Here is a 26,666-nt window from a genome sequence, read left to right as displayed (position 1 = left end):
TCTGCATAGCTCCGTTCTTCCCAGCAGCGCGTCCCAATGACAGCCGGACGGATGCCGGCAGTGCCGCCGACGCTAACCCTTGACCGACGAGCGGACGATTCAATCGACGAAGAAGCGTTTCAGGAAACGAAGTGCACCGATGACAGCAGGGCAAGCGACGCGCCGGCCATCACCAGTCCGGTGTTGAGGGCACGTGTGTTGCCGCTTCAGAAGCCGACGCCCACGATCTTTACGCCGATACGATCGGCGAGCTCGAGCAAATCGGAATAGACCTCAAAATCCCCTGTCAAATCGAGTGACGCGCCTGACTGTACCAACATCTTTGCCGGGATTCGATCGCCAAATAGCATCACGGCGAAAGCCCGGTCGTCCTGCCGAGAAATCCAGAAAAGCCCTTGGATATCCGGGCACTGGGCGTGAATAGCTTTGGCCCATAGGCGTGTTGCGGGATAGAGGGCCTTCTCGGTGTCTATGATCTGGTTGCGTTTGATGCCGAGTTTTCTAAGCGCCGTGACGCTCAAATCAGCCAGCACCAATTCATGCCGTGGTGACACTTGCGAATAGACTTGACCCGCCAGTTTCACCTTGTCGTAGGTCTTCAGGCCTGCTGCGAATGGCACATCATGAAAGACAGTTTCCATCGCCGCACAGTGAAAGGTTGTGCCACCGTACAGAGTTGGGATACTTGCCCCATTTGCATTCCTGATCGGGCTGAAGCGGGCATTGCCTTTGAACCCGGGATTGAACTGCGCGCCGGCATACAGATTCAAATGGATGCGATGGATGACCTGGTCCACTGGCCAGATCGTTCGAGTAATGGTGTTCTGCAAATCGTTCGATGGAACGGGAACTGGAGTCGTCGGTTCCCGTCCTATCTTTGATTTAGCCATGGGGTGCGCCTACCAGCTCATCCTCGGCGGCTGCAAGAACACGCTCGGGGTCCGAGGCGAGCACATCTTGCGGACGTTTGCCTCCAAGGAAGCTATTGACCGATGCAAACCAATAGGCGAGCCCCCAGTCATCCTTTTTCCTGTGCAATACACTCAGAACCTTAGCGAGTGTTTTGACAGGCCGGTATCCAGCGGTAGAGTCCAGAGCATAGCCAGGAAAATAGTCTACGCCCCGATGCCGAACTGCGAAGATCCGCCCTTCTTTTTTCCACTTGTTTGGCTGCGCACTTGGGTTGCTTGTGCTGAACCCTGCCATTGACGCGATTTGGGGAGCGGTCAGCCAATCACCGCTTTCCAACACTGCCCCTCTCGCCTCGGCCGTCATCCGCGCTTCCATAAGCATATGCTGCGGGGGCGGTACGTGAGGGACCAGGGCCTCGATTATTGAGCTTATGGCTTCGCGTTGATGATTAATCAGGATCGTACGAACCAGAGGCGCAATGCTGACGAGCGTGGCCGCGAGGCTGCGCACAGCAGGTTCGCTCCCATGCTCGAACGTTAGTGCTATGACCTGCTCCGCACTTAGCCGATCAAGTTGGTCACCAACCTGCTTCGGCGTTCCGGTGAGAGCGCCAAATCCCGACAGTTCGATGGTCTCGTTGGTAGGTGCCATGATATCCCGCTCCTTGGGTGATGATCACAGTTACATATATAGCAGCATAACCAATATCATCAAGACCCCTTGACCGGGCTGCGCTGGATGGACGTAGGCAGCGGGGGGAATTCGCGTCGGATTCGCCGATCAACAGATAGCATCAGAACGCGGCTATCAGCGTAGCTCCGTTATGCGCACCAGCGCGTCCCAATGACAGCCGGGCGGATGCCGGCAGTGCCGCCGACGCTATCCCTTGATCGCCGAGCCGACGATCGAATCCACAAAGAAGCGCTGCAGGAAAACGAACAGCACCAATGGCGGCAGCACGGCAAGCGTGGCGCCGGCCATCACCAGTCCGGTGTTGAGCGCACCTCTGTTGTAGCTGAGCAGACGGCTCAGACTGATGACGATCGGATAGTCGTGTGCATTGCCCTGTAGAACCGTCAGCGGCCAGAGATAGCTGTTCCAGTGATAGACGAAGGCAAACAGCGCCAGTGCTGCAATCGCGGGCGCCACGCTCGGCGCGACGATCTTGAACAGGATCAGCAGTTCCGACGCTCCATCCATCCGCGCCGCGTCGATCAAATCGTCCGGCACGCCGGCGATGAACTGGCGCATCAGAAAGATGCCGAAGGCATTGGCGAGGTTGGGCACGATGATGCCGGCAAGGCTGGCATTCAGGCCGATCGATCCGACGAGCCGGTACAAGGGGATCAGCGTGACGATCGGCGGCAGAAACATTGTGGCGATCAGCACGGAAAACAGCAGCGAGCGACCGGGAAAGTGGTGCTTGGCGAAGGCGTAGCCAGCCATCATGCTGGTGACCAGAATGCCTGCGGTGGTGATCGAGGCGATCACCAGCGAATTCCACATCGAGCGGCCGACATTGATGACGCCGGAGACTTTCTCATAGGCTTCGAGGCTCGGCGTGCGCGGTATCCACACCGGCGGCACCTGCATGGTTTCGGCCGGCGTCTTCAGGCTGGAGAGTACCATCCACAAGAGCGGGAAGGCGGAGGCCACGGCAACCAGCAGTATCAGCGTAGCGAGCAGCGCTCTGCGGCCGGCTAGGCGTTTGCGAGCCAACCGGCTCGATCCTGAGCGGCCCCGCGGGCTCATTCGGCGTTCTTCCGGTTGGCAAATGCAAACAGCGCGCACACAACGACGATCAGCGCCAACATCAGCATCACCGCCATGGCCGAGCCCAATCCGCCTTGCGCGCGCTCGATGCCGACACGGCGGATGTGATAGGTCAGCACGTTGGTCGAGCCGACCGGCCCGCCTTGGGTGATCAGCGCGACCGGCTCGAATACCTGCACGGCGTTGATGATGGCGATGACGGCGCTGAACAGAAGCGTGCGCCGCAGTAGTGGCAAGGTGATGAAGCGGAACTGTTCGCGCCGGTTGGCGCCGTCCAGAGTCGCCGCCTCATAAAGACTGCCCGGGATCTGGGTCAGCCCGGCAACCGCCAGCACCGTAAAATAGCCGATCTGCTGCCAGACATTGAGCACGACGATCGAGATCAACGCCGATCTTGGCGAGGACAGCCAGGGTTGCGGGCCGATGCCGGCCAGGCCGAGTATCTGGTTGAGGGGCCCTTCGCTCGGCGAATAAAGCTTCGACCAGACCAGCGTCACGGCGATCATCGGCACCATGTAGGTGGAAAACAACACGGTCCGCAGCGCCGTGCCGCCTGCGACATCGCGCTGGTGGACCAACAAGCCGAGCACTACCGACAGGGGCAGGATGAGCATCACCGACAATGCCGTGTAGATCGCGGTGTTGAGCAGTGCTCGCTTGAAATCCCGCCCGACCGAGGTCGGTCCGAATATTTCGCGAAAATTGTCGAAGCCGATGAAGCTCGCACTGGAAAAAGGTGTTTGCGTCGACCAGTCCTGGAATGACAGCCAGATGGTGAGCAGCATCGGCAGCAGGATGAAAACGCCGATCAATGTCACGGCGGGCGCCAGCATGATGCCCGCCGAGGCACGATAGGTCTTGATCATCGCTCTGCTTCCAAAGCGTCGGGCTCACGAAACGGCGCCTTCGCTATTTGGCGGCACGCTCCAGGATCGAGACGGCATCGGCCTGCGCGTTCGCCTGCGCATCCTTGGCCGAGAGCTGCCCATACTGCAACGCCTCGAGCGTCTGCTGGAGCGATTCGCTGAACTCCTGCCCTCCCGGGACGACAGGGAAGGGCTTGGCGTCGGCAAGCACGCTGACATAGCCGGACAGGAACTCGGAACCGAGCTTGTCCTTGTGGGCTTCGATGTCGGAGGTCCGCGTCGGCAGAATGCCCATCGACATCAGAATATCCGACATTGCCGAGGCGCCGTTCTTGCCGGACTTCGGACTGTTCAGCCATGCCAGGAAATCCCATGCCGCTTTTTGCTCGGCCTGACCGGCATTGGCGTTGACGACGGTCATCCACGAATAAGAGATCGAGTGCGGTTTGTCGCCGCTCGGGCCGACCGGGATGGGTGCGGTGGCGATATTGGAGAACTTGTCGCCCATGCCGCTCTTCAATGCGCTTTCCCACCAGTTGGCCATGATGATCATGCCGGTCTTGCCGGAGACGAAATTGTCTAGGAAGGGGCCGGTGGTGTTGGCGTCGGCGGTGGCCATCGCCGGATCGCTGGCGCCCGACTTGATCAGATCCTCGTAGAGCTGGAAAGTCTCGCCGGCTTGAGGACTGTTGAGCATCGGTTTGCCGTCCTTGACCAGCTCGCCGCCATTGGAGACCAGCAGCGAGGCGAACGGGTGGACGACGCCAGCCGCCCAGGAGTTGATCATGCCGAAACCTTGCTGGCCGGCATCTTTCCTGGTCAGCTTCTGGGCCGCATCCTTCAATTCGGACCAGGTCTTCGGTGCGGCCGTAATGCCGGCCTGCTTGAACAACTCCTTGTTGTAGTTCAACGCATAGACGTCGATCTCGTTTGGAATGCCGTAGAGCGTGCCGCCGACCGATGCCGCACTGACGACACCAGCCGGCCATGCGCTCTTAACCTCGCCGGCAACCGCATCGGGGGCCGGCGCGACCAGCTTGTCTCGCGCCAGTTCGGGCAGCCACAAATCATAGATGCCGCCGATCGTCGGCCCATCGGAACTGCCGCCCTGGGAACGCAGTGTCGTCAGGAGATCGCCGAAGGGAACGGCGCGAATGGTGACGGTCACATCCGGATTGCTCTTGGCGTAGTCCTTGGCCGCGGCGTCCAGCAAAGCGACCGTTTCGGGAGACCAGTGGGTCAGATAGGAGATATTGACCGATTGGGCCCAACCCAGGGTGGGCGAGGCCAACAACCCTGCAGCCAGTGCCAGTTTCGAAATCCAAGCCAAAGACATCCGACCCTCCGCATAGCCACACCGCGATGTCCATGACGTTATGACAACATAAAGCAACGATGCAAGCGCTATCTTCGTGATGAGGTCCTGCCGGTGTTACGGCGTTTTCTTACTGCGGTCCACAAGGCGTGCGAGATTACATAGTGAAAACAAAGAATTAGGTGATACAGTTCGAGCTGATTCTCCCCTGCCGGCCATGCCCGAACCTACTGCAAGGCACTTGCGGTCGAAGTCATGTTGTTATAATGAGATGAGAAAAGCTTATGACCGCCTCTCGGCTTTTGAACCGCTGTGGGAATGACAATCGACAAGAATGGGAGACTGAGTATGTTTTCAATTCATCGACGCGCCGCACTCGGCCTGATCGGCGGCTTTGCCGCAGTCTGCACCGGGGTCCTCACCGCACTGCCGGCAAAGGCTGAGGACACCGTGACCCTGTGGAGTTGGCGCACCGAGGACCAGGCTGCGATGCGCCGCATCTTCGATGCCTTCGAGGCCAAGACCCCAGGCATCAAGGTCAACGTCCAGTTCACCCCCGACGCCGACTACCAGAACCGGCTGAGCACGGCGCTGCGTGGCGGCCGCGGGCCTGATATCGCCCAGCTCAAGGCATACGGGGAACTGCAACCTTTCATCGAGGGTGGTTATCTCGATGCGCTCGACGACAGCGTGCCGGAGCTGAAGAACATCGCTGATGCCGCCCTCGGCGGCGCTCGTGGCCGCGCCGACGGCAAGATCTACGGCGTGCCCTATTCGGTGCCCATGATGGGCGTCTTCTATAACCAGGACATTTTTGCCGCCGAGGGCATGGAGATCCCCAAGACCTACAAGGATTTCGTCGCCGCCTGCGAGAAGCTGAAAGCGGCCGGCATAACGCCGATTGCCGCCGGCGGCGCCAACGGCTCCGCCTGGGCACTGGAGATCGGCGTTGGTGTCGTCGGCCCGACCATCTATGGCCCGGGCTTCTACGACGAAATGATGAGCGGCAAGGCGACCTTCGAGGATCCGCGCTACGTGGGTGCCCTGAAACGCTATGCCGAGTTGAAGCCGTATTTCTCCGACGGCTTTGCCGGCGTCGATTACACCACATCGACACAGCAATTCATCGGCGGCAAGGCGGCCATGTTCTTCGGCGGCTCGTTCGAGAACGGCAGCTTCAAAGCGCAGAACCCGAAGCTGAAATTCTCGATCTTCCCGTTCCCCGCCGATGACCCGGCAACCAAGCTCTACACCTCGGCCTTTTCAGACGGCTCCTATGGCCTGGTCTCTGAAAGCGCCAACAAGGAGGCAGCGATCAAGGTGCTCAACTTCATGGCCTCGGCCGAGTTCGCGCAGCTCTTCGCCGACGAGTTGGGCTGGCCGCCGGCCCGCACCGACGTCACCGTTAAAGACCCGGTGCTCGCCAAGATGATGGAAATGTCGAAGAATTCTACACCCTATCTGACGCTTGTCGGCTTCCGCTGGCAGACGCCGACGGCCTCCTCGATCCTGCAGTCCGAGATCATCGACATGGTCGAAGGCAACATCACGCCGCAGAAGCTGGCGGCCGACATGCAGGCAGCCGTCAGCAGCTGGTTCAAGCCGAAGCAGTAGGCCGTCACACCCTGCTCGAAACAGCACATGATCGCCCGTCGCCGCAAAAGCAGCCTTCAGCGCACCCAGCAGCGCATGGCCCTGCTTTTCATCCTGCCGGCATTGGCCGTCTATTCGCTGTTTGTCCTTTATCCGCTGCTGATGTCGCTGTGGGGCAGCTTCTTCGTCTGGAGGGGCCTGCGCATGCTGGAGTACGCCGGCATGTCGAATTTTACCCGCCTGTTCGTTTTCCCGAGCGGCGGACGGCTCTACGGAGCGCTCTGGCACAACGTCGCCTGGTTCTTCGGCATCATGCTGTTTCAGAACGGCCTTGGCCTGCTGTTCGCCTGGCTGCTGTTCCTGCGCGACAAGGGTGCGGCCTTCTTCCAGTCGGTCTTCTTTTTCCCGGCGGTACTGAGCCCGGTTATCGTTGGCGCCCTGTGGCGCCTGCTGCTGGCGCCCGGCGGCGCCATCGAATGGATGCTCAACGGCCTTGGCCTGCATCAAGGCAGCCTGACCGTGCTCGGCAACAGCCACACCGCATTGGCGATGCTAATCGCCGTCGACGCCTGGAACTGGATGGGCCTGCCGGTGCTGATCTACACGGCCGGCCTCAGGCAGATTTCCGGCCAGATATTCGAGGCTGCCAGGCTGGACGGCGCCGGCAGCGGCCGCATGCTGGTCTCGGTTGCCCTGCCTTTGCTGATGCCGGCCATCGGCACGCTGACGACGCTGTCGTTCATCAACACCTTCAACCAGTTCGACATCGTCTATGTCATGCAAGGCGTGCAGGGCAATCCAAGCTATTCGACCGACACGCTGGTAACCTATTTCTACCGGCTCGCCTTCGGCGCCGAAGGCGCGGTCGGCATCACGGATATAGGCCTGGCGCTTGCGCTGGGAACGCTGCTGTTTCTCATCCTCAGCATCGGCACGCTTCTGATGCTACGCTTCTTCGACCGTCGCACGGTGCAATTGTGAACGCGCTCGTCATCCCTCAACAGCTCGCACGGCTGCCGGGCTGGACGGCGCTGGTCCTGTGGACCGCAGCGGTGCTGTTGCCGCTCTATATTCTCGTCGTCTCCTGTTTCAAGACCACGGCGGAGATCTACGACAACAGGCTCGGCCTGCCGCAAAGCTTTGCCTTCGACAATTTCGTTGCGGCCTGGACGCGCGCCGATCTCGGCCAGAATTTCATCAACAGCCTGATCGTCACCGGCGGCGCGGTGATCCTGACCATCTTCGTGTCCGCAATGGCCGCCTTTCCGCTGAGCCGCTATCGGCTGGGCTGGAACGGCATCATGCTCGGCCTGTTCCTGTCCGGCATCATGCTGCCGATCCGGCTTGCCTCGGTGGAGCTGTTCACGCTGATGCGCAACCTTGGCCTGCTCGATTCGCTGACCGGCCTGATCCTCGTCTATTCGGCTATCCGCATTCCCTTCGCCGTCTTCATCTTCGCAAATTTCATGCGGGTGCTGCCGTCCGAACTCGACGAGGCGGCGCGTATGGACGGGGCCGGCGAGGCGCGCATCCTGTTCCAGATCGTGCTGCCGATGGTGAAGCCCGCAATATCGATCGTCGCCATCTTCACAGCTATCGCCGTCTGGAACGACTTCTTCTTCCCACTGATCTTCATCTTCGATGATCGCTACAAGACCGTGCCGCTGGCGATCAGCGTCTTTGTCGGACAGTTCCGCACGGATTGGGGCCTGGTATTCGCCTCGCTTGCGATCTCCATGGCGCCCATCCTGATCATGTACTGTCTGCTCGCCCGCCAGATTCGCGAAGGCGTCGGCACCGGGGGAGGCGTGAAATGATCGAGGACAAGGTCTATGCCGCACGCTCGATCCTGGTCGTGGGGGCGCACGCCTTCGATGCCGAGGTGATTGCCGGTCCACTGGCGGCGGCGGCAGTGCAAGGTGGCGCTGAAGTCACCTTCCTGCATCTCAGCATGGGCGAGCAGGGCCATCCGAGCCTCGCCCCCGAGCACTATTGCGTCCAGAAGGAGGAGGAGGCCGCAAAGGCCGCAGCCAGGCTCGGCGTTGCCATGCGCAGTCTGGGGCTGCACGACGCCTTCTTGCCTTGCGACGACGAGACGGCGCTCAAGGTGTGCGACGTTGTGCGCCAGTTGAAGCCGCAAATCGTTATCACCCACTGGCATGGCAGCTGGCACAAGGACCATCGCGCCGCGGCCCGGCTGACGCAGACCGGCATCTTCTTTGCGGCATTGCCGACGCTGAAGCGCGACCATGCTGCGCACACACCGCAACTGCTGCTGTTCGGCGAGAACTGGGAGGACGACGAGGGCTTTCGTGCCGAGCATCTCGTCGATGTTAGTGACGGCTTCGACGCCTGGAGCGAGGCAGTGCAGGAATACGAACTTGCACGTGGCCTGAGCAGTTTCCCGTATGTCGATTATTACAGCGCACTTTATCGGCTGCGCGGCTGTCTGCGCGGCACGCGCTACGCGCAGGGTTTTGTGGCAGCGTCGCAATCCTGGCATGCCGGAAGCGGGCTGTTCGCGCCGGCTGCCAATCGGAGCCGCTCTCGATGACACGCGTTCTGGCCATCGATCTTGGCGGCACCAATTTGCGCGCCGCAATCCATACCGGCGATGTTCGCTGGCTGGAGATGCTCAGCCGCGAGCCTGCGCCGGCAAGCCTTGATGCCTTCGTTGCCCGTATCGGCGCGTTGCGCGCCGAGGCCGGTCCGGTCGACGCCCTTGGCCTGGCGGTGCCGGGGCTTGTCGAGGGCTCGGTCTGTCGTTGGGTTCCGAACCTGCCCTATCTCGACGGTGTCGACATCGCGGCGTTGTTTCCTCGTCTGCGCTTGTCCGTTGGCAATGACGCACAGATCGCCATGCTGGCCGAAGCGGTCGAAGGTGCTGCAAAGGGCCTGTCCGATGCCATCCTGCTGGCGATCGGCACCGGCATCGGCTCCGCCGTTCTGGCCAATAATCGCATCGTCGCCGGCGCACGTGGCGGCGCCTGCTCATTCGGCTGGGCCTGCGCCGACATCGAGGATGAAGGCGAGGACCGCAGCGGCTGGCTGGAGCGCTTCGCTTCCGGGCGGGCGTTCGACGCCGCGGCACGCCAGATCGGGCTGGCCAACGGCGGCAGGCTGGTCGAGGCGGCCCGGGCTGGCAAGACGGCCGCCCTTGACGCATTGGAGCTGCCGGCGCGCCGGCTGGGCACCGCCCTTGCGGGTGCGGCCGCGCTGCTCGATCCCCAGGCAGTCCTGATTTCCGGCGGCCTTGCCGATGCGCTGGACGTGGTAGGGCCGCCACTACTTGCGGCATTGCGGCGTCAGCTGCCGCCGCATCTGCGCGGCGTCGTTCTGCGGTCCGGCGAATTCGGTTCCCGCGCCGGTCTCGTCGGCGCCTCGCTGGCCGGTCTCGCCGGAGCACAGTGGAGGCAGATAAGATGAGCGAGCCGAGCTTTCAGCAACCGGACCGCAAAAGGCCCGAGCCGCTCTGGTATCAGGTGGAAGAGGCCATTCGCGCCATCGTCAAGAGTGGCGAGTGGGCGACTGGCGACCAGATTCCGGCCGAAGACAGACTGTGCGCCCTGTTCGGGGTGAGCCGCATCACGCTGCGCCACGCGCTGCGCAATCTGGAGGAGCACGGGCTGCTCAGGCGCGAACATGGCCGTGGCACCTTCGTGCGCTCCACCACGCTGGTCGCCGGCACCCGCGAACTGACCAGCTTCACGCAGGAAATGGGCAATATGGGCGTGGTCGCGGGCTCGCGCTTGCTCGACTGCAGCCTGACCACCGCCAATGCCGCCGCGGCCGGAGCGCTGGAGATCGAGGAAGGCGACCCGGTGGTGCGCGTCCGCCGGCTCAGGCTCGGCAACAACGAGCCCATCGGTATCCAGACGGCGCAGCTCTCGGCCGCGCGCGTGCCCGGCTTTCTCGATGCCGGCCTGCTGCAGGGCTCGCTCTACGAAGCGCTGGAGCGCCATTACGGCATCGTGCCGGTCGCGGCACGCGAAAACTACCGTGTCGGTGCGGTCGGAGCGGCGGATGCCGAGTTGCTCGATCTGCCCGCGGGGAGTCCCGCTTTCGTGGTCGAGCGCATCACCACCGACGAGCGCGGCCCATTCGAATTCACCGTCTCGGTCATGCGTGGCGACCGCTACGAAATCCGCTCGACGCTGCGTGCCGGTCGCGCCGCGCCAACCGCAAGAAGCTGAGCCATACCCAAGCCGACCCATAACAGGAGTACCGACGTGTCCGATCTTTACATACCTCGCCTTGCCGCCCTCATCGAACAGGCCTCGAAAGCCAATGCCGAAGCCTTTGGTGAGGCGGCCAGCCGCTTTGCCGACACGCTCGAGAGCGGTGGCTTGGTTCATCTCTACGGCTCTGGCCACTCGGTGTTGCCGGTTCAGGAAGTGTTTCCGCGCTACGGCAGCTATGTCGGCTTCAATCCGCTGACCGACCCGCGTGTCATGTGGCATAATGTGCTCGGCGCCGGCGGCGTGCGCGAACTTCTGTGGCTGGAGCGGACCGAGAAATACGCCGAGAAATTCCTGGATCACCAGCCGCTCAACAAAGGCGATTCGATCATCATCTTCGGCCACAGCGGCCGCAATTCGTCCGGCATCGACACCGCGCTTTACGCGAAAAAACGCGGCATCTTTGTCGTTGCGGTGACCAGCAAGAACAATCTCGACAAGCCGGCGACACACTCTTCCGGCAAACGGCTTGCCGATGCCGCCGACCTTGTCATCGACACCTGCTCGCCGATCGAGGATGCCATCGTGCCGGTCGAGGGCTGGAGCCGGCCGGTCTCCGGTTCGTCGACCGTGCTTGCCATGATCCTGGCGCATGAGCTGATCGCCCGCACCGCCGAGGCGCTTTCGAAACGCGGCATCGAACTGCCGGTTTTTGCCTCGCCAACGATTGCCGGCGTCACACTGCACGACACCGACGTCATCTATGGCGTCTATCGCGAGAAAATGCTCGAGGCGCAGAAGAAGCACCTGCCGACGTTCCAGGCGACCATGCGCGGCGAATGACAACCGGGGAGGCCACGCAAAACGCTAGACTAGGACGTAGACTCATCACCGTGTAGCCAGATGCGAGTTGACACGAGTTTCAGGGCGGCAAGATAGTTCTCAGACAGCTTGTCGTATTGGGTTGCGATGCGACGGAACTGCTTGGCCTTGTTGAAGAAGCGTTCGACGAGGTTGCGGGCCTTGCAGAGGAAGGGGCTGAAGCACATCGGGTCCTTGCGGTTGGCCTTGGGCGGGATGTTGGCCCATGCCTTTTGCTCGGTGACGGCATTGCGCAAGGCGTTGGCATCATAGCCCTTGTCGGCGAGCAGCATGGCACCCTCGGGCCAATCCTTGATCAAGTCCGCTAGGCGATGTCACTCATTTGACCTGCCGTGAGCGTCAGCTTGATCGGCCTGCCTTCGGCGTCGACAAGACCATGGATTTTGGTCGTCAGCCCGCCTCGGGAACGACCGAGACAATAATCTCGATCCCCGTTTTTGCTGTCGCGCCTTGCTGATGGACGCGAACAATGGAGGTATCGATCATCTGCACCGTTGAATCGTGGGCTTTGGTGATGCCATGCATGAGGCGGTCCCACACACCTGCTTTCCGCCATCGACGAAGCGATTGTAGCAGGTGGTGCGTGGGCCGTATCGCCCCCTGGCAGATCGCGGCATGGCGCACCGATCGCAGCACCCAGAAGATGCCGTCTGCCCGCTGTGCCTGGACGGTGATCATGCCGAAGAAAACCAGTGCTGCAGAGAACGTTCCTCGCAATATTGCGTTTAACCATGAAAGACGACGATTCGCCCAAAGCATGCAAAAGGGCCCATCGGCTCTCGCGCCGCGATGCAAGGCCAGGAAAGCCTTACGCCAGATCAGTTTGTGAAAAGTCATTGCCCTTGTAAAGCAGGGCAAGCCGGTGAGCCTTCGCGCAAGCGTAGGCAAAACAATCGCCGAAATTGAGATCGGCTTTGTGCCCGACTGCTTTGCCGTATTTCATGCTGGCTTCGATCGCCCGGTCGCCGATGTCGCCGGATATCATGATTTCCTTGCCGGCGATCTCGATCAAAAAGGCGTCGACGGTATCACGGGCCTGCGCCAGCATGTTGGCCGTGGGCTTGGCGTTCTTTTTGATGGCTTCGGCCGACGCTCGCGCGAGACCCTGGACTGCCTCGAACCGGACGAGCGGGGAGACATACAGCGGCTTGGTCGCGGCCGCGAGCCGCTTTTCCAGTTCTTCCGCGCCACGTTCCTCATTCAGGATGGCAACGATCACCGAGGCATCGACGAACATCAGTCGTCGCTCCACATTTGGTCGGTGAATTTCTTCATATCGAAATCAGGGTTGGCCGGCCCGATCCGCCGCGCCATTTCCTTGACTTTGGCAAGTCTCTCGCGCAGCGGGACGCTGCCGCGGTTGCGCTCGATCTCATGGCGCAAGGCGGTTCTGACGGCCTCGGTCTTGCTGCGCGCGTTGGTAATGTGCTGCAGCTCGACGGCCATGGCGTCGACGTCGGGATCGCGAATGAAGAGCGGCATTTTGTATATCCTCATGAGTGATATATGTATATCATACCGGAGATATACTCGCCAGCGAATTCGCGAGCGGCGTATCGACGCTACGTGCGCCGACGCATGCGCATCCCAACATCCGCGGCGACCGATTGATGTCGATAGACCGCCCACGCGCCCGACGAGGCCAGCGCCAGCTGCATCGATTGCGTCAGGTTCATAACGGCCATAATCCCGGCCCAGCGAACTCTCTCGTTAGGGCAGATCGGGGAGTGCTACGGCTGGATGTTCTTGGGAACATCCCGAGCGCATGATCCGGCGGCGAGGATAAACAATCTGAACCACGCGCTGCCTCCACATGATGGCGCCGGCGAACTCAACGAAGCCGTGCTGCTATTCGTGGTGAACTGGATAACACGGCCTATCTTCTCGCTCGAAAATTCGGCGGCCTCGGTTTTGATGAGGGGAGGGAGGAATGCAACTCGCAAAATCCGTCGGGAGGTTCGGTTCTGGTGCCCAGTCCTGGGAATTGCTCGGCGTCTGAAACACGTCGCTCCGGCCATGTCACTGTCAACGCCCACATGCCCAAGGTGCCGGGGTTACCTCGACGGATCCCTTCGCCGTCTATACGCGTCTCATCGGCTGTCGCGCTGATCCGAATTGACAGCCACCCGCAATTGAAGGGCCGTTTGATGACACCTAGGCCTCCCCAGCAGTATTAGTTCACAAAGCAGGTCGGCACCCCTGCGATCCGCTGGATCCGGTCAGCGTGTGCTTCGGGTTCGGGGTGCAAGATCAGGCGGTGCCATTTGCACGGATGGCGGCGAACCAACCACCACGGCAGGGGCGCCAGATTGCTCACCACGTTGGCTCTCTACGTCGCGGCTCATACTTTGGTGAGCAGCCTGCATCTCCGGAACGGTGAAAACCGGCACCTCGCCCTTGAAACCCTGGAGCTCAAAGGCGCCCGCCTGGACAACTGGCATCGATGCTCCCTTCGCAAAGCCGGGACCAAGCACCAGGGGGATGCGCAGCTTCTTGGTCGTCGATTCGAGCCGTGCCGTGCGGTTCACGGGCGAGCCGATCGCGGTGTAATCGAAGCGCCGTTCGGAGCCGAAATTGCCTACCGAGCAGATGCCGGTCTCGATGGCGACGCCGATTGCGATAGAGGGGTGGCCGTCGGCGGTGAAAGCGGCGTCTTCACGCTTTACCCGTTCTATCAGGGCTAGCCCCGCTGCGAGCGCGCGCTCGCGATGGTCCGGCTGATCAAGCGGCGCGTTCCAGAAGGCGAGCACCGCGTCGCCCATGAACTTGTCGATGGTGCCGTCGCGCTTGAGGATCTCATCGGTCGCAATGCCGAGGAAGTGGTTGACCACCTTTGCAATTTCCTGGGTATCGAGCTGTTCGCTCATCGTCGTGAAGCCGCGTATGTCGCTGAGCAGGATTGTGATCTCGCGCTTCTCGCCGGACAGGATGGCTTCGGTGTCCGAGCTTGCGAGGCGCTGCACCACGGAAGGCGACAGATACTGGGAGAACTGCCGTGCCAGGGTGGACCGGCGCTGCTCGCTGCGCCTGTAGAGGACATAGCCTTCGAAGCCGGCTACCAGGATCGTCGCAAGCGCCGGCTGCAGCGGGTCATAGAGTGTACCCTGCATGCTGTATTCGAGAGCGCCGAACACGAAGGGCGTGACGGCCAGCAGCGCGAGAGCCAGGGCACCAAGCACGACACGCTCGGCGAGCACTCCGGAAATCCCGATGAACATGAGGGCAGTGAGGACAAACCAGAGCCGCTCCACCGTGCGCGCGTGCGTTGGCTCTGCCAGGTAGCGCCCGGCAAGCAACTGGCCGATTGCATCGGCGTGGATGTCCGCGCCTGGTCGCGCTGGACGTGTCGGGGTGGGCAGGTACTGCGTCAGTCCCACGGCCGACAGATCGACAATGACAATGGCATCCCGCAGCCGCTGATCACTGTCGCCCGAAAGGATAGTGCTGGCAGATATGCGTGGCGTATCGGTGCTGGTTTCCCAGAGGCGGATGCTCCCCTCCGGTTCGAGCGGCACGATGGCGCCGGCCATCCTGAGTGCATCGAACCCGGCGGCATTCAGGCGGGCTATGTAGCCGTCCTGCCCGGCATAAAGGCGCAGGAGCTCGAGTGCGAAGGACGGCCACAGCTGCACGCCTTGAGCGGTATTGCGAAGCCAGAGCAGCGGCACATGGCGCAGTACGCCGTCGGGATCGGGCAAGGTGCGAATGACGCCGAGGCCCGCGGCGGCGTTCGAGAATTGGGCAAGCGAGCCGGTCAGGCCGGTGAAGCCGGGAAGTGTGTCGGGTACTTGCCCGACGATCGACCAGCCGGCCTTGGGCTCTGCTTCTGAAACTGTCGCCTCGTTGCCCAGGCTGACGGCAAGCGCCGTTCGGTTTTTGGCCAGCGCCGCTGCCAGGCGCTTGTCTCCGGCGATGCCCTCAGGCGAGGTGTCGGCCTCGGGCAGCACCAGCGCAAGCCCGATCACCGAGGCGCCGGATGCGGTGATGCCATCGACCAGATCGGCCAAGAGGCCACGGTTCCAGGGCCATCGCCCATGTGCCTTGAGGCTGGCGTCGTCTATCGAGACGATCACGACAGGATTGCTGGTCGCCTGGCGCGGGGCGAGAAACTGGTAGAAGTCGTAGGTACGCTCACGCAGGCGCGACAGCGGCCCGTCGAAAGCCAAATGGCAAGCGAGCAGCAAGAGCACGACCGCGAGACCCGATATTTTGCGCCTGCCAGCTTGCCGCCAATCAGCCCAGCGCCAACCGACCAAGAGGCTCATGTCGTGCGGCCAGGCCTAATTGCAGTAATAGCAGCAACCTTCACCCTCACACTCGCCATCATCCTCCACCCCGCCGCCCACAGGTGGCGTCAGGCTGTCGGGGAACTCCATGACCACTCCGGGCAATGCGCCGTCGGTGGAGTCGCAGACTTTGAGCGAGCCGCCGAGTGCCGATGCACAGATCGCGCTTACATCCAATCCAGGACCCGGTGCGCCTGGCAGGCCGGTGCCGGCTATCCGGTCGATGCTGTCCAATATCGGGAAGGTGTCGATGCCGCCGTAGCCGGTCAGCAGCTTGCCATCGTCCGATGTGCAGGCGTAGCCCGGGTTTGTGATGACCACCCGTTTGCCATTGATCGTGCAGGTCATGCGGCCGGCGCGCAGTATGCCGACGGTCTGGCCGGCTGCCACCAGCACTTCGATGATGCCGCCTCTGGCCCCGAGCACCATATGCGGCGTCGCAACCTGCATGACGCCGCCTTTCGAAACCTGGCCGCCATAAAAACGGGCCAGGCCGCTGTTCATCCCGATGTCGATTTTTCCAGATCCGGAGCCCGGATTGTAGACGAATTCATCGATCGTCAGGCTGGTGTTCGGACCAATCTTGGCGCTCGATTCGTCCCGGAACACCAGCATTCCAAGACCAGTGGGATCGCTGCGCAGCTGATCGCCGAGTTCGACGCCGGCACCGACGTTCATTGTCCCGCCGTTGTTGCGGACGATGTTGGTCTGGTAGGCCGTCATCGACCCGATCGTTTCAGCGGCGGATGGTACCGCGAAGGCAAGGCAGGCGACAAAAATGGCGATCTGACGGTACGGGGTCCTCATCGCGGCCTCTTTCAATTGAGCGTCAACGTGTAGCTCATGAGCATTTCGAACGATTTCCGGTCGCGGTTGGCGATGTCGAAGTTGGTTTCGCGATAGGCGAGATCGACGCTGATCTTCTGCCACTCCGTCAGCTGAAAATCGCTTTCCGAGGCAATGCGCCAGAAGTCGCTCTTGATATTTGTGCCGATGCCAACGGACAGATCGGGAGTGTTGCTGTGGCCGGCCGAGAACGCGACCTGGTGCGACCATGCGAAAAGATCCGGTACGGTCATCAACAGGCCGCCATAGCGGATCTCGCCCGTGTAGCTGTGTCCGATTTCGCCAGATCCGGAGGCGAAGTCATTCGAGCCGACAAAGCGCAGTCCGAGCGCCTGGCCATTGCGGAAGCGGTAGCTGCCGCCTGCCTCATAGAAAACCCTGCTATCGGCGAAAATGCCTTGCGAGGCGCTTAGATCGATGTAGCCGCCGCCTGCAAAAAGCGTCGTCTCGACGGTCGGGCGCACAAGAAAGCGTGCACTGAGGCCGATGCCGGTTTCTTGGATGTCGCTGTCGAAACGATCTGTAACGGTAAACGCCGAAAGTAACAGGCGCAGCGAATCGATCCCACTATTGGGCAGCCCCTTGTCCCAGGTGATAGCGGCGTTGCCGTGGACAAAAGTCTCCTTGCTGCCGGGAACCGACAGGTCTTCCGTGAAAAAGCGCTGCGTCGCCGTCAACGAACCCGAAAGGACGAGGGCGTCGGCACTTGGCGTGCCGAGGTCCCATCGCACAAAGCCTTCCGCCCGCCCATAGGGCGAGACGAAGCTGTCGTCGTCCTGCGCCCCACCCGGCTCAAAATCGGTGAATGCGCTGAACACGCCGCCGGTCAGGGCGAGTTCCCAGGTGACGCCACGCAACGCGCGCTCGATGCGGGCAAGCAGGCGAGCAGCTTCCTGCTGCTCAGCCGCGGACAGCCCCCCAACCTCGATGCCGTACTGCACCTGCCGTCGGGCCAATTCATAGGAGCCGACATGATAGTACAACCGGCTGGCCGCCAGCCGGGCGCGCGCATCGCGCGGATATTTGATCAGATACTGCTCGATTGAGGAGATCGCCTGATCGTACTGTCCCGCGTTGACGGCAACCGTGACGAACTGGGCGAGCGTTCCGTTGTCGGCCGGACTGGCGATGCGGGCTGAAAACGCATCGTCATAGGCCGAAAAAAGACCCTGCGCGCCAGCCGGCAATGCGCCGCTACAAAGCAGCGCCGCGGCGCAGCCGACGATTGTTCGAAACGAAGATTGCATGCCGAGAACCACCCCAAACCCGACCAGTGCGAAGGACTTAGCACGACCACAAGAAAAAAGGCGACTGAACTTTGGCGAAATCGTCCGAGTTTTCAACAGCTGTTGCAGCCGCGCAACAAACTATCGGGTCCATTCGTATTTCGGCTGCGCTGGTTGCAAAAACATCTTCTCGGCGTTGCTGTATTGGTCGAAATATTCGGTCGCGATACAAACTAACAAAACTCATCACGCGATAGCGAACCTGGCTTGCTTCAAGATCAATATAGTTCGCGTGATTCTGCACGTATTTGGTCGCGGCCTGATCCATCAATGTCACATATGGCTCACCCGAAGGTCTTCCGTCGCATTGCGGAGGCGATCGGAGAGCTGGCGGGCAATGCTTCTCAACACGGCTTGCGCGATATGCGGCTTGGCCTTTGATATCTTGTTGGCGGCCGACGAGGTCAGCTCATAGGCAACAACGTCCTCGTCCGCGATCACGTCGGTCGAGCGCGGTCGCTCGGTCAGGAACCCCATTTCCCCCACTGTGCATCCAGCCCCGATGCTCGCCAGCCGGCGCCGTCCGCCAGGCGCATCCACCCAGACGCTGATACAGCCGCGCGTCAGCATCCACAGTCGGTCGGCCTGATCGCCAGCGCGGCACAGCACGGTGCCTCGGGGGAACTCGACGCGGTCGAGATAACTCATCAGCACTTTCAGATCTTCTGGTGCCATGGTCATGCCGAAATCGGTGCGCCCAAGCGGCACCTCTATCACCGAGCGGGCAGAACTGTCCGTGCGCTCAACAATTTCCTCTTCGAAGCGCTCCAGCGCCGCCTCGAGATCGGGGTAGATGTTGGGCTTATCGCTTTGTGACGTAAACTCCTCCAGGGCCTCGGCATCCCTGAGATCACTGAAGAACAATCGCTGACCGCGCCGGGCGCAGCGAGCGGAGATCTGCTGCAAGGTCAACGCGCCGGAGGCGTCGACGTCGCTGACGGCGCGGAAATCGAGAATGATCACCCGCACTACGCTGGGCAGCCGGTCAATTTCCTCCGCGAGCTCATCGGCATTGCCAAAAAACAGCACGCCTTGCAGCTCGAGGACTGCCAGCTCCCGCTCGTGAATCGCCAGCAATTCGGTCTGAGCAGTGGAGCGGATGCGCCTGGAGCGCGTCTTGCCGACGATCTCCTTGCGCCGCACCACAGGCCGGTTCATTTCGATCATGAAGACGATGCAGGCCAGCGCCACGCCGACCACGGCGCCGACAACGGGTTGGCCAAGGACTGTAGCGAGCGCCACAGCGGCGACCACGGCCATATTACGCCGTGCCTGGGTTCGGCCCGCCGCGCTGTTGCCGAGAAGTGCTTGCCGCGCGGTCCGCAGCGCCCAACGGTCGATGGTATTGATGCCGACGAAGACCAGAATGGCGGACAGCACAACCAGCGGCATTGAGAAGATCAGATCCGGGAACGCAAGGATGGCAGCGAGCAGCACCGCCCGGCTCGCAAACGTCGACGTACGCATGCGCCCGCCGGCACGGTAGTTGGCGACGGTCAGCGCGGCCGACGTGGATACGAACAGCCCGCCCATGAGGGGAGAGACAAGATTGGCGATTCCCAGCCCGACGAGGGCGCGGTCCTGGCCGACCTGAACGTCGGCCAGATTGCGCGCAGTGCGCAGGGTAAAGACGGTGTCGAGCGTTCCCACGATTGCCAGGGTCAACGAGCCGGCAATCAGGGTCCACCAGATATGTTTCAGCCCCAGCCGGAGCGTTGAGGCAGCCTCGATCATGCTTACCGGTGCCCAGCCCTCTATATCGATCGAGCCGATAACGGGGCCGAGCTCAATGTCGGGCGCCCACAGACGGGCAGCATGGTAGATCACATAGCCGATGATCAGGCCGGCAAGCAGCGCCGGAACTTTAGGCGCATGCCGCGTGATCATCGCCATGGCCGCGATCAGCGCAAGACCGAAGGGAAGCCTTGTGATCGTCGCCAGGCTGAAATCCGCGGCCACGATGCCGCTCCAGGAGGAGACCGCGAGAAGCATCGGCATCTGGCTCTTGATGACCAGGATGCCGACGCCCGAGACGAACCCGGCGACAACCGGATGGGGGGCAAGCTTGACGATCCGGGCGAGACCGGTTGCGCCGATGAGGATCATCCACAGGCCGGTCAGCATCACGCAACCGACGAAGGCAAGCAGCGCTTGGGTTGTGTTGCCGTCGAGAGCGACAAGCAGGGATCCCAGCAGGCTGGCTTGGATCAGCGAGTTACTGGGCATGGTCGTCACGAAGAACGACCGTTGAAATGCGGACGCGACAACGCCGCCGGCAATGGCGGCGATGACGCCGGCAAGCGCGCCTTCTGCCACCCGATCTGCGCCGAGCGGCGATAGCGCAAGGACGCCGGAGGAGACGCACATCGGCAGCGCTACGCCCGCGGTCGTCACACCCGCGGTGAGTTCCTGGGCCAGAAGGCCCATGCCTGCGCTCAAACGACGCGCAAAATCCGTCTGTATCGCAACCTGCTCAGTCACGGCGGTTCAAAGCTCCAAAAAATCCCACGGTGATAATCCCGCCGACCGCGTCCTTTTGCAGGACGCGCATCGGCGGACGCGCCGCTAACTACAGCACGAGCATGGTGGCGAGCCCCAGCATCAGGCCCATGCCAACGATATCGGTGACGGTGGTAAGAAAGATCGCTGAAGCTACGGCCGGATCGGCGCCGACCCGCCGCAGGCCCAATGGGATCAGTACGCCGGAGATTCCGGACATGAGGCACGATCCGGACATGGCGAGCAGGATGACAAGTGCCAGCATGGGCGCCTGGGCTGCCGACTCCGGTTGGCGCGAGGCGTAGAACCACATGGCCGCAGCCGCCACAAGACCGACGAGCACGCCGTTGGCGATCCCGAGCGCGCCCTCCCTCATCACCAGGTGCAGTTTCGGTCGCTTATCCACATCGCCCAGGGCAAGGCCACGCAGCGTCATAGCCAGTGCCTGGCAGCCGGTGTTTCCGCTCTGCCCCGCCAAGACCGGGAGGAATGCCGCCAAGGCGACGATCTTCTCGATTGTGCCTGTGAATGAACTGACCACGAAAGCAGCCATGAAGGCCGTCAGCAGGTTGAGCTGTAGCCAAGGATGACGCTTCAGGAAGGCTGAAAACAGCGGCGTAAAAGAACGCTCCTCCTTCTGGACGCCCACCATCTGGCCAGACTGGGCGGAAATCTCGATGATTTGTTGCTCGAACAAGCGCCAGCCGCGGACCTGCCCCAGCAGCCGGTCCTCCGCGTCCACCACCGGATAGACAGGGTAGTGGCGGCGTACCGCAGCCTTGCAGGCGCCGCTCAAGGACAGATCGACGGGGAGGGCGAACGGTTTTGGCAGCATGATCTGATCTACCGTGGTGTCCGCTTCGCTCAGCATCAGATCGCGCAGGACCACGAGGCCAACCAGTTTATCGCCCTCGTCCGTGACGTAGAGATAAGTGAGCTCTGTCGGCACCTCTGCGCGTCTGACGGCCTCCACTGCGGCAGCAACCGTTGTCCCGACAGGAACGCTGGCGGGAATCGGGTCCATCAGCTCGACGAGCGAATCGGGGATCGCGAGGCCCTTGCCATCGCCATGAGGCTTGATAGGCCGCATATGCGGTGGCAAATGCTCCGCCACCTTACGGGCGTGCCCGTCCGGCAACAACTTTAGTGTGTCCCGAATAAACTCGGGAGACTCTCGGGCCAGCAATTCCGCCGCGTCATCAGGTGCTCGAGCACGCAGCGTGCGCACGAGCTTCTCGACGTCATTCTCTTTCTTCATCTGCTCCCCCAATTGCTAGTGTCTTGCCTCTGACGGTATGACACGGATCGGATCGCTCTGTCTGGCGCGCGGTGGCCCAAACGCCTCGACCCCGAAATCTTCGCCTCTCTGGCCCGAGTGGACCGAACCCAGACAGATCTGCGTCATTGCGTGGGTGCATACAGGCGGGCTGTAACGTCAGAGTGTCGCCGAGAATTTGACGTGTTGCGAACTTAACCGGTCTTTGGGGCTTTGCGAGCACGTCGCACCAATGAAACTTAAACCCGGAAATTCTGCAGGGCAGGGCCTACGGCCTTCGAGTTGATTTGCCCTATGCCGAGAATTCGCCGCAGTGGTGCTGCCAATGTCGGCCAGGGCTGCCGAACCTTGGCAGCGAGCCGTTCCACATTGGCAAGATCGACCGTAACGAGTCTCGTCGATCCTGTTTTCGACGAAACAGTAAGAAGAGTGCGCGTGCCGGTCTACGATACGACGGCCAGCATTTGGCCTGGCCACTTGTTGGCGGTCGAGCGCGGGCAGGGGCAGGAGCGTGCCAGTCATCTACCCGTTGTCCAACTGGGCCCTCGGCTGATTTCTGCTCTGTGCAGTCGCTTGTCTGCTCACGAACTCAGTCTTCAGGTTCGCGAGGGCGCTCCGGCACACCAGTCAGGTGACAGAGAGGCGTTTCTGTCGCCAAAATATTCGGGAAGATCGGGTCTGCGCGACCGCCGTCTTCGAGATGCGAAAGCCGTTTTGAGTCGCATGTGCCCGATTCCTGTAATTATTTGCTGTCAGATCGGCGGGCGAGCCGCACGCCAGGCCCACCACCATTTTCTGGGATGAACTCGACGCCAGCGGCCTCGAGAGCGCAGCGTATTGCAGCAAGATTGTGCCGATGTGGAATGCGTGCTCCACGCTCGAAATCAACAACGGTCGCTCTGGAGACGCCTGCCGCCGCTGCAAGTTCGCTCTGGCTCCAATCGAGCATTGCCCTAGCTCCCCTGCATTGTTCCACGGAAATTAAGCTCATTGGCCGAAGTCAGTCTTTTTGGTTGACTTTCGCCTGAGAAATCAGGCTAAATGGGAGGTGCCAGGCAATTAGAATACAAGGACGGCTGAGCGGGTGTTGCTGCACCTGCCCAGCCTGACCACAACCCAAGCTGATTGGAGCTCGGATCATGGCTGATTCCGACAATAACACGACTCTGCCTTACGTCACCCGCAGGCGAGTGCTTGCGGCAACAGTGGTTGCCGCGTGGACGCTCGAAGGTAACGCGTCCGCAGGTGGCGCCGGATGCACGAATGTGTGTTTTGATCCTGCACTAGCGCTTTGGCAGGAATGGGTAAGATCCCACAAGGAGACCGAGCGGCTATGCCGGATGCAGCAGCGGCTGGAAACAAAGCTTGTCGAGAGTGTCGGCTTTCCTTGTGTAACCGTCCGCCTGCCCGGAGGTGAGGACGTGACGGTCCACTCGATCGAAGCGCTAAGAGAAGTGCTCGGTAAAGGGCTGAATACCCCCGCTCTCCGCGAGAGGGCCGAAGCTGATTTTGCAGCGCATCAGGCACGGTGGGATGAGGCTGCCGAGGAGACCGGCTACACCGCCGCTGTCAGGGCCGAGCGCGAGATTGGTGATCGGGCGAAGGATCTTCTGGAAGCGTTCTCGACGACTCCCGCAACGACCCTCGCCGGTGTGGCGGGCAAGCTCGATGCCGTGGTACGCGAGGGCGAAGCTTGGGAGGAATGCCTCGAATTTCCTTGGCCGCAAATCCGCTCTGCGCTCAGCGATCTGGTGCGCATCACCAAGGCCTTCGGTGGTGACCCAGTGCGGCGTCGAAGGATCCGGCACGACTAAGCTGAAACTCTCCGCCATTCCCGATGACCGGCCGGTCAAGATCACAGTCCAACTGCCCGGCGCCGTTGGTCGCGATCTTCTCGCTTATGCTGAATTGCTCGATCCGGCAAAGCTGATTGCGCCGATGCTGATACGGCACATAACGGACAGGAGCGCTTGCCAAAGCCCTACGAAACTCTAGGCCGGGATGACTAATCGGGTCATGCCGGTCGGACGACTGTCAGCACGAATACGGATCGCGCAGGAAAGAGATGAAGGTCGGCAGGGCAGGATTGGCGTTGTCGGGGCGCCAACGGGCTAGACTGGAGATCTGGATTGGTTTGCCCCCGATCCGCAGCTTGCGGCAGACCGCATCCTGAGGAACACTGTCGGCATCTTGGTCGTGAATCAGAGCGACTCCAAGCCCGTTTCCGACAAGGCGCAAAAGGATGCCCGCACTGACGTGATGTTCGACGATTGAAGGAAGCTGCACGGCGCGTCCAACGGCGTCGGCGAGCTGAAATGCTTCGCCCCTGCGCACCAGTAATGTCTCCTGCTGCAACTCGTGCCACTCGATCATGGAACGGCTGGCGAGAGAATGATTTGCGGCAAGAACGACAGCCAGAGTGTCTCTCCACAGCGTCAATTCGAATGCGCCGCCGGTAAATCGGGAGGAGGAGGTCACGACCACGTCGACCTGGGTGGCACCCAGAGCAGCCTCAGGCGAAGGGTAAGGACTTTCTGTCAAGCTGACGGTCACGTTGGGATGAGATTGCCCGAACTCGATGATTGCATCCAAGGCTCGCCCGGCGAGGATGATCCCGTTGGAGCCAATGGACAGCCTTTGTTGGTCATCTTTGATGCCGGTCCTGGCCAGAGTGAGCGTGTTGTCGAGCTCGAGCAGCACGGAGCGCAGATGCTCCAGGAAGCGCTCGCCGGCCGGGGTTGGGCCGACGCCGCGGGCATGGCGATGAAATATCCGCGTACCCATCGCGTATTCGAGATCGCGGATGCGCCGGCTGAGCGCGGAATGATCGATCCCTGTACGTCGCGAGGCGCGAAGGAAGCTGCCCTCCTCCGCGACCACAAGTGCATAATTGAGGGTAGCAAGTTGGATGGAGCTCCGCATCTCTGCTCAAGTCAAGTTGGCGACAAAACGCGTTTGAGCGCTTTTGGCCGCTGCGGGCTATCGCCAGATCTCAGTATTGACGTTGAGTGAAGCCACCCAGGCCTGTTTTAAGCAGGATCACGAGGACAAGGACGCCAGAAGGCGTGCAGCAAGACTTCTCCACGACGATCGGAACATGCCGCGACGGAACGCGTGGGTTCCGCTCGTGGAGAGGTCTCGCATAAGCCAATGAAGCGAGGTCCTTTGGCTATGCTCGCTGCGATAATCTCCGGACGACGCTCACCAGCCGATATCACTCCATCTGCGGGTGAACCTTACGGAGGGCACGCGGCGCTAGCTCAGGAGTTAAGCACCACCCAGACTGGTCAATTCGCTTGAAAAATACCGGCACCTAGAGCGGCGGACCGGCTCGAGCAGAAGGTCCGCCGTTCCGGGTCGTTCAGATCACAAGAAACGAACCTGCTGCAAGCGACAGACCTGGAGAGAGCGTGGCGAACTGTATTTGAGCTGCGCCACCGATCCCGTCGCTGTCGAAAGAGAGTGCTCCGGTTGAGTTGTTGTAGATGATATGATCGGAGCTATCATGTGCGGCTGCACCCGCAAAGAAAGCATCGGATGAAAGGCCTCCCAGCTTAAGCCCGGCAAAAACCGCGTCGTCGAGCTGGATCTTGTCCTGGAGTTTGTTGAAGTCGGTGATCCTGTCGATATTGCCGGCTCCAAGAGCGCTGTTGAACACGAAGGCATCATTGCCTCCGTTACCGGTCAAGATGTCGGCACCTCGTGCGCCGTTGATGACATTGGCGCCGGCATTGCCCTGGATGGTCTGGCCGATCTCGTTGCCGGTGAGATTGATGGCCGACGTACCGGAGGCATTCGTGGTGGCGAGACGTTCGATGTAAGAGCCGGCTGCAAGCGCATAGCTCACTGAGGCAAGCACCTTGTCGGAGCCGCCGCCGACCGCCTCCATCACCCTGTCGCCGGCATTGTCGACATAGTAGTTGTCGTTACCGCCATAGCCTGTCAGCGTGTCGGCGCCGCCGCGGCCGCTGATGATGTTGTCGCCGGCATTGCCCTGGATGGTCTGGGCGAACTCGTTCCCGACAAGATTGATTGCTCCCGTACCGGAGGGGTTCGTGGTAGCAAGAAGCTCGACCGGGCCGGCCGAGTGCAAAAGAGCATAGCTTACGGAGGCAAGCACCCTGTCGCTGCCGCCGCCGGCTGCCTCAAACACCCTATCGCCGGCATTATCGACGTAATAGGTGTCATTACCGGCGTAGCCGGCCACCTTGTCGGCGCCTCCGCCGCCGTTGATGACATTGGCGCCGGCGTTACCCTGGATGTTCTGGGCGAACGCATTGCCGGTTAGGTTGATCGCCGTGGTGCCGGACGGGCTGTTGGTGGCGAGAAGTTCGATTTCCGATCCGGCCGCAAGCGCATGACTTACGGAGGCGAATGCTTTGTCGGTACCGCCGCCCGCAGCCTCGATCTCCTTGTCGCGGATGTCATCGACATAATAGGTGTCATTGCCGCCATAGCCGATCATCGTGTGGCCGCCGGCTCCGTGGAATACATCGTCGCCACTGGTGCCATACAAGATGTCGCTTGTGTCGACGGGAGGCGGGGTGGTTCCGGTGGTAGCGAGGTTGTGCTCCCGGAAAAAGGCCTGCAATTCGGAGGAGCTTTCAAGCGCGGTGTCGCCGTTCTGCGTTCCCCATTTATAGGTGTAGTCGAAGGCAGGTGACGGCACCAGTGCGGCCCAATGATCGATCATGATTTGCATCTGTTCGGGGGTGGGCATGACATGTCTTCCGCCATCGGAAGTCTCCCAGTTACCGCCGCCAAAGGCCTGGTAGACCGGAACGATGTTGCTAACCGGGATGCCCGATTTCACCGCTGCAGCCACGGCTCGATCGATCATGTCATAATCGACCGTGTCAGTTCCCGTGCGCACCGGATAGGGGTCTATTCCGAAATAGTCGATATGCGTGTTGGCCGGATTGTAGGTGTTCGTAAAATCCGGATTGGTCGGGGA

24 protein-coding genes and 1 pseudogene are annotated in these 26,666 nt (G+C 61.3%); 9 read left to right on the top strand and 16 right to left on the bottom strand.

The window, feature by feature from the left end; all coding sequences use genetic code 11:
- Window positions 1-206: 206 nt before the first annotated feature.
- From NKH98_RS24575 to NKH98_RS24555, 5 genes are all read right to left on the bottom strand, one after another.
- The gene (locus NKH98_RS24575; RefSeq protein ID WP_352902481.1) at window positions 207-890 is read right to left on the bottom strand and encodes an RES family NAD+ phosphorylase; all 684 of its coding nucleotides are present in this window, start codon (window positions 888-890) and stop codon (window positions 207-209) included.
- Window positions 883-1,563 (bottom strand): hypothetical protein, encoded by a 681-nt coding sequence (locus NKH98_RS24570; RefSeq protein ID WP_352902479.1) that lies wholly within the window; start codon window positions 1,561-1,563, stop codon window positions 883-885. The genes NKH98_RS24575 and NKH98_RS24570 overlap by 8 nt, the downstream gene beginning before the upstream one ends.
- A 228-nt stretch (window positions 1,564-1,791) precedes the next feature.
- Window positions 1,792-2,664 carry a carbohydrate ABC transporter permease gene (locus NKH98_RS24565; protein ID WP_352902476.1) on the bottom strand — a complete coding sequence of 291 codons (873 nt, stop codon included), beginning with the start codon at window positions 2,662-2,664 and terminating at the stop codon, window positions 1,792-1,794.
- The gene (locus NKH98_RS24560) at window positions 2,661-3,551 is read right to left on the bottom strand and encodes a carbohydrate ABC transporter permease (protein WP_352902474.1); all 891 of its coding nucleotides are present in this window, start codon (window positions 3,549-3,551) and stop codon (window positions 2,661-2,663) included. Before NKH98_RS24560 ends, NKH98_RS24565 begins: the two co-directional genes overlap by 4 nt.
- A 43-nt stretch (window positions 3,552-3,594) precedes the next feature.
- On the bottom strand, window positions 3,595-4,887 hold the full coding sequence (locus NKH98_RS24555) for an ABC transporter substrate-binding protein (RefSeq protein ID WP_352902472.1): 1,293 nt from the start codon (window positions 4,885-4,887) through the stop codon (window positions 3,595-3,597).
- Between the two features lie 327 nt (window positions 4,888-5,214).
- Here NKH98_RS24555 and NKH98_RS24550 point away from each other — a divergent pair, with 327 nt between their 5' ends.
- Genes NKH98_RS24550 through NKH98_RS24520 form a run of 7 tightly spaced genes read left to right on the top strand, consistent with a single transcriptional unit; the run spans window position 5,215 to window position 11,480 of the window.
- The gene (locus tag NKH98_RS24550; RefSeq protein WP_352902469.1) at window positions 5,215-6,480 is read left to right on the top strand and encodes an extracellular solute-binding protein; all 1,266 of its coding nucleotides are present in this window, start codon (window positions 5,215-5,217) and stop codon (window positions 6,478-6,480) included.
- Window positions 6,481-6,507: 27 nt separating this feature from the next.
- The gene (locus tag NKH98_RS24545) at window positions 6,508-7,440 is read left to right on the top strand and encodes a carbohydrate ABC transporter permease (RefSeq protein WP_352902465.1); all 933 of its coding nucleotides are present in this window, start codon (window positions 6,508-6,510) and stop codon (window positions 7,438-7,440) included.
- Window positions 7,437-8,276, top strand: a complete 840-nt coding sequence (locus NKH98_RS24540; protein WP_352480121.1) for a carbohydrate ABC transporter permease — start codon at window positions 7,437-7,439, stop codon at window positions 8,274-8,276. The genes NKH98_RS24545 and NKH98_RS24540 overlap by 4 nt, the downstream gene beginning before the upstream one ends.
- Window positions 8,273-9,013, top strand: coding sequence for a PIG-L deacetylase family protein (locus NKH98_RS24535; RefSeq protein WP_352902461.1), 741 nt, complete (start codon window positions 8,273-8,275; stop codon window positions 9,011-9,013). The genes NKH98_RS24540 and NKH98_RS24535 overlap by 4 nt, the downstream gene beginning before the upstream one ends.
- Window positions 9,010-9,885, top strand: a complete 876-nt coding sequence (locus tag NKH98_RS24530) for an ROK family protein (protein WP_352902458.1) — start codon at window positions 9,010-9,012, stop codon at window positions 9,883-9,885. Before NKH98_RS24535 ends, NKH98_RS24530 begins: the two co-directional genes overlap by 4 nt.
- Entirely contained in the window at window positions 9,882-10,652 is a 771-nt protein-coding gene (locus NKH98_RS24525) for a GntR family transcriptional regulator (RefSeq protein WP_254820103.1), read from the top strand. Before NKH98_RS24530 ends, NKH98_RS24525 begins: the two co-directional genes overlap by 4 nt.
- 36 nt (window positions 10,653-10,688) lie before the next feature.
- The gene (locus NKH98_RS24520; protein WP_023678721.1) at window positions 10,689-11,480 is read left to right on the top strand and encodes a sugar isomerase domain-containing protein; all 792 of its coding nucleotides are present in this window, start codon (window positions 10,689-10,691) and stop codon (window positions 11,478-11,480) included.
- A 29-nt stretch (window positions 11,481-11,509) separates the two neighbouring features.
- Here NKH98_RS24520 and NKH98_RS24515 read toward each other — a convergent pair.
- The 9 genes and pseudogenes from NKH98_RS24515 to NKH98_RS24475 form a co-directional block, all read right to left on the bottom strand.
- Window positions 11,510-12,115 (bottom strand): annotated as a pseudogene (locus tag NKH98_RS24515) (IS5 family transposase); the annotation flags it as partial.
- Window positions 12,116-12,327: 212 nt separating this feature from the next.
- On the bottom strand, window positions 12,328-12,756 hold the full coding sequence (locus tag NKH98_RS24510) for a type II toxin-antitoxin system VapC family toxin (protein ID WP_352689880.1): 429 nt from the start codon (window positions 12,754-12,756) through the stop codon (window positions 12,328-12,330).
- On the bottom strand, window positions 12,756-13,001 hold the full coding sequence (locus NKH98_RS24505) for a type II toxin-antitoxin system VapB family antitoxin (protein WP_023678723.1): 246 nt from the start codon (window positions 12,999-13,001) through the stop codon (window positions 12,756-12,758). The genes NKH98_RS24510 and NKH98_RS24505 overlap by 1 nt, the downstream gene beginning before the upstream one ends.
- Window positions 13,002-13,738: 737 nt before the next feature.
- Window positions 13,739-15,784: a CHASE2 domain-containing protein gene (locus NKH98_RS24500; RefSeq protein WP_352902455.1), complete on the bottom strand. Its 2,046-nt coding sequence runs from the start codon at window positions 15,782-15,784 to the stop codon at window positions 13,739-13,741.
- A 15-nt stretch (window positions 15,785-15,799) separates the two neighbouring features.
- On the bottom strand, window positions 15,800-16,612 hold the full coding sequence (locus NKH98_RS24495) for a FecR family protein (protein ID WP_352902452.1): 813 nt from the start codon (window positions 16,610-16,612) through the stop codon (window positions 15,800-15,802).
- Window positions 16,613-16,623: 11 nt separating this feature from the next.
- Complete coding sequence (locus NKH98_RS24490; protein ID WP_352804766.1) at window positions 16,624-17,898, bottom strand: tetratricopeptide repeat protein; 1,275 nt, start codon at window positions 17,896-17,898, stop codon at window positions 16,624-16,626.
- A 312-nt stretch (window positions 17,899-18,210) separates the two neighbouring features.
- Entirely contained in the window at window positions 18,211-20,364 is a 2,154-nt protein-coding gene (locus tag NKH98_RS24485; protein WP_352902448.1) for a SulP family inorganic anion transporter, read from the bottom strand.
- 142 nt (window positions 20,365-20,506) lie between these two features.
- The gene (locus NKH98_RS24480; protein WP_352902445.1) at window positions 20,507-21,694 is read right to left on the bottom strand and encodes a magnesium transporter; all 1,188 of its coding nucleotides are present in this window, start codon (window positions 21,692-21,694) and stop codon (window positions 20,507-20,509) included.
- 760 nt (window positions 21,695-22,454) lie between these two features.
- Window positions 22,455-22,661, bottom strand: a complete 207-nt coding sequence (locus NKH98_RS24475) for a helix-turn-helix transcriptional regulator (protein WP_352902443.1) — start codon at window positions 22,659-22,661, stop codon at window positions 22,455-22,457.
- A gap of 190 nt (window positions 22,662-22,851) precedes the next feature.
- Between NKH98_RS24475 and NKH98_RS24470 the strand changes: the two genes are divergently transcribed.
- Together NKH98_RS24470 and NKH98_RS24465 are read left to right on the top strand one after the other, a co-directional pair.
- Entirely contained in the window at window positions 22,852-23,526 is a 675-nt protein-coding gene (locus NKH98_RS24470) for a hypothetical protein (protein WP_352902440.1), read from the top strand.
- On the top strand, window positions 23,489-23,707 hold the full coding sequence (locus tag NKH98_RS24465) for a DUF2274 domain-containing protein (RefSeq protein WP_352902437.1): 219 nt from the start codon (window positions 23,489-23,491) through the stop codon (window positions 23,705-23,707). The genes NKH98_RS24470 and NKH98_RS24465 overlap by 38 nt, the downstream gene beginning before the upstream one ends.
- Window positions 23,708-23,746: 39 nt before the next feature.
- Here NKH98_RS24465 and NKH98_RS24460 read toward each other — a convergent pair whose 3' ends face one another.
- Both NKH98_RS24460 and NKH98_RS24455 read right to left on the bottom strand, forming a co-directional pair.
- Window positions 23,747-24,634, bottom strand: a complete 888-nt coding sequence (locus tag NKH98_RS24460) for a LysR family transcriptional regulator (RefSeq protein ID WP_352902434.1) — start codon at window positions 24,632-24,634, stop codon at window positions 23,747-23,749.
- A 439-nt stretch (window positions 24,635-25,073) separates the two neighbouring features.
- Window positions 25,074-26,666, bottom strand: a 1,593-nt coding sequence (locus NKH98_RS24455; RefSeq protein ID WP_352902431.1) for a calcium-binding protein, incomplete at its 5' end; no start/stop codon positions are given.

It is taken from the genome of Mesorhizobium sp. M0833 (genome assembly GCF_040319905.1).
Classification (GTDB): Bacteria; Pseudomonadota; Alphaproteobacteria; order Rhizobiales; family Rhizobiaceae; genus Mesorhizobium.
The sequence above is the reverse complement of the archived record's forward strand: the minus strand, read 5'-3'. Positions and strand labels throughout refer to the sequence as shown.

Bases quoted from the DNA above. Each gene is read 5' to 3' on its own strand.
- NKH98_RS24575 (WP_352902481.1), bottom strand. From the start codon at position 890: ATGGCTAAATCAAAGATAGGACGGGAACCGACGACTCCAGTTCCCGTT.
- NKH98_RS24570 (WP_352902479.1), bottom strand. From the start codon at position 1,563: ATGGCACCTACCAACGAGACCATCGAACTGTCGGGATTTGGCGCTCTC.
- NKH98_RS24565 (WP_352902476.1), bottom strand. From the start codon at position 2,664: ATGAGCCCGCGGGGCCGCTCAGGATCGAGCCGGTTGGCTCGCAAACGC.
- NKH98_RS24560 (WP_352902474.1), bottom strand. From the start codon at position 3,551: ATGATCAAGACCTATCGTGCCTCGGCGGGCATCATGCTGGCGCCCGCC.
- NKH98_RS24555 (WP_352902472.1), bottom strand. From the start codon at position 4,887: ATGTCTTTGGCTTGGATTTCGAAACTGGCACTGGCTGCAGGGTTGTTG.
- NKH98_RS24550 (WP_352902469.1), top strand. From the start codon at position 5,215: ATGTTTTCAATTCATCGACGCGCCGCACTCGGCCTGATCGGCGGCTTT.
- NKH98_RS24545 (WP_352902465.1), top strand. From the start codon at position 6,508: ATGATCGCCCGTCGCCGCAAAAGCAGCCTTCAGCGCACCCAGCAGCGC.
- NKH98_RS24535 (WP_352902461.1), top strand. From the start codon at position 8,273: ATGATCGAGGACAAGGTCTATGCCGCACGCTCGATCCTGGTCGTGGGG.
- NKH98_RS24530 (WP_352902458.1), top strand. From the start codon at position 9,010: ATGACACGCGTTCTGGCCATCGATCTTGGCGGCACCAATTTGCGCGCC.
- NKH98_RS24525 (WP_254820103.1), top strand. From the start codon at position 9,882: ATGAGCGAGCCGAGCTTTCAGCAACCGGACCGCAAAAGGCCCGAGCCG.
- NKH98_RS24510 (WP_352689880.1), bottom strand. From the start codon at position 12,756: ATGTTCGTCGATGCCTCGGTGATCGTTGCCATCCTGAATGAGGAACGT.
- NKH98_RS24505 (WP_023678723.1), bottom strand. From the start codon at position 13,001: ATGCCGCTCTTCATTCGCGATCCCGACGTCGACGCCATGGCCGTCGAG.
- NKH98_RS24500 (WP_352902455.1), bottom strand. From the start codon at position 15,784: ATGAGCCTCTTGGTCGGTTGGCGCTGGGCTGATTGGCGGCAAGCTGGC.
- NKH98_RS24495 (WP_352902452.1), bottom strand. From the start codon at position 16,612: ATGAGGACCCCGTACCGTCAGATCGCCATTTTTGTCGCCTGCCTTGCC.
- NKH98_RS24490 (WP_352804766.1), bottom strand. From the start codon at position 17,898: ATGCAATCTTCGTTTCGAACAATCGTCGGCTGCGCCGCGGCGCTGCTT.
- NKH98_RS24485 (WP_352902448.1), bottom strand. From the start codon at position 20,364: ATGGGCCTTCTGGCCCAGGAACTCACCGCGGGTGTGACGACCGCGGGC.
- NKH98_RS24480 (WP_352902445.1), bottom strand. From the start codon at position 21,694: ATGAAGAAAGAGAATGACGTCGAGAAGCTCGTGCGCACGCTGCGTGCT.
- NKH98_RS24475 (WP_352902443.1), bottom strand. From the start codon at position 22,661: ATGCTCGATTGGAGCCAGAGCGAACTTGCAGCGGCGGCAGGCGTCTCC.
- NKH98_RS24470 (WP_352902440.1), top strand. From the start codon at position 22,852: ATGGCTGATTCCGACAATAACACGACTCTGCCTTACGTCACCCGCAGG.
- NKH98_RS24460 (WP_352902434.1), bottom strand. From the start codon at position 24,634: ATGCGGAGCTCCATCCAACTTGCTACCCTCAATTATGCACTTGTGGTC.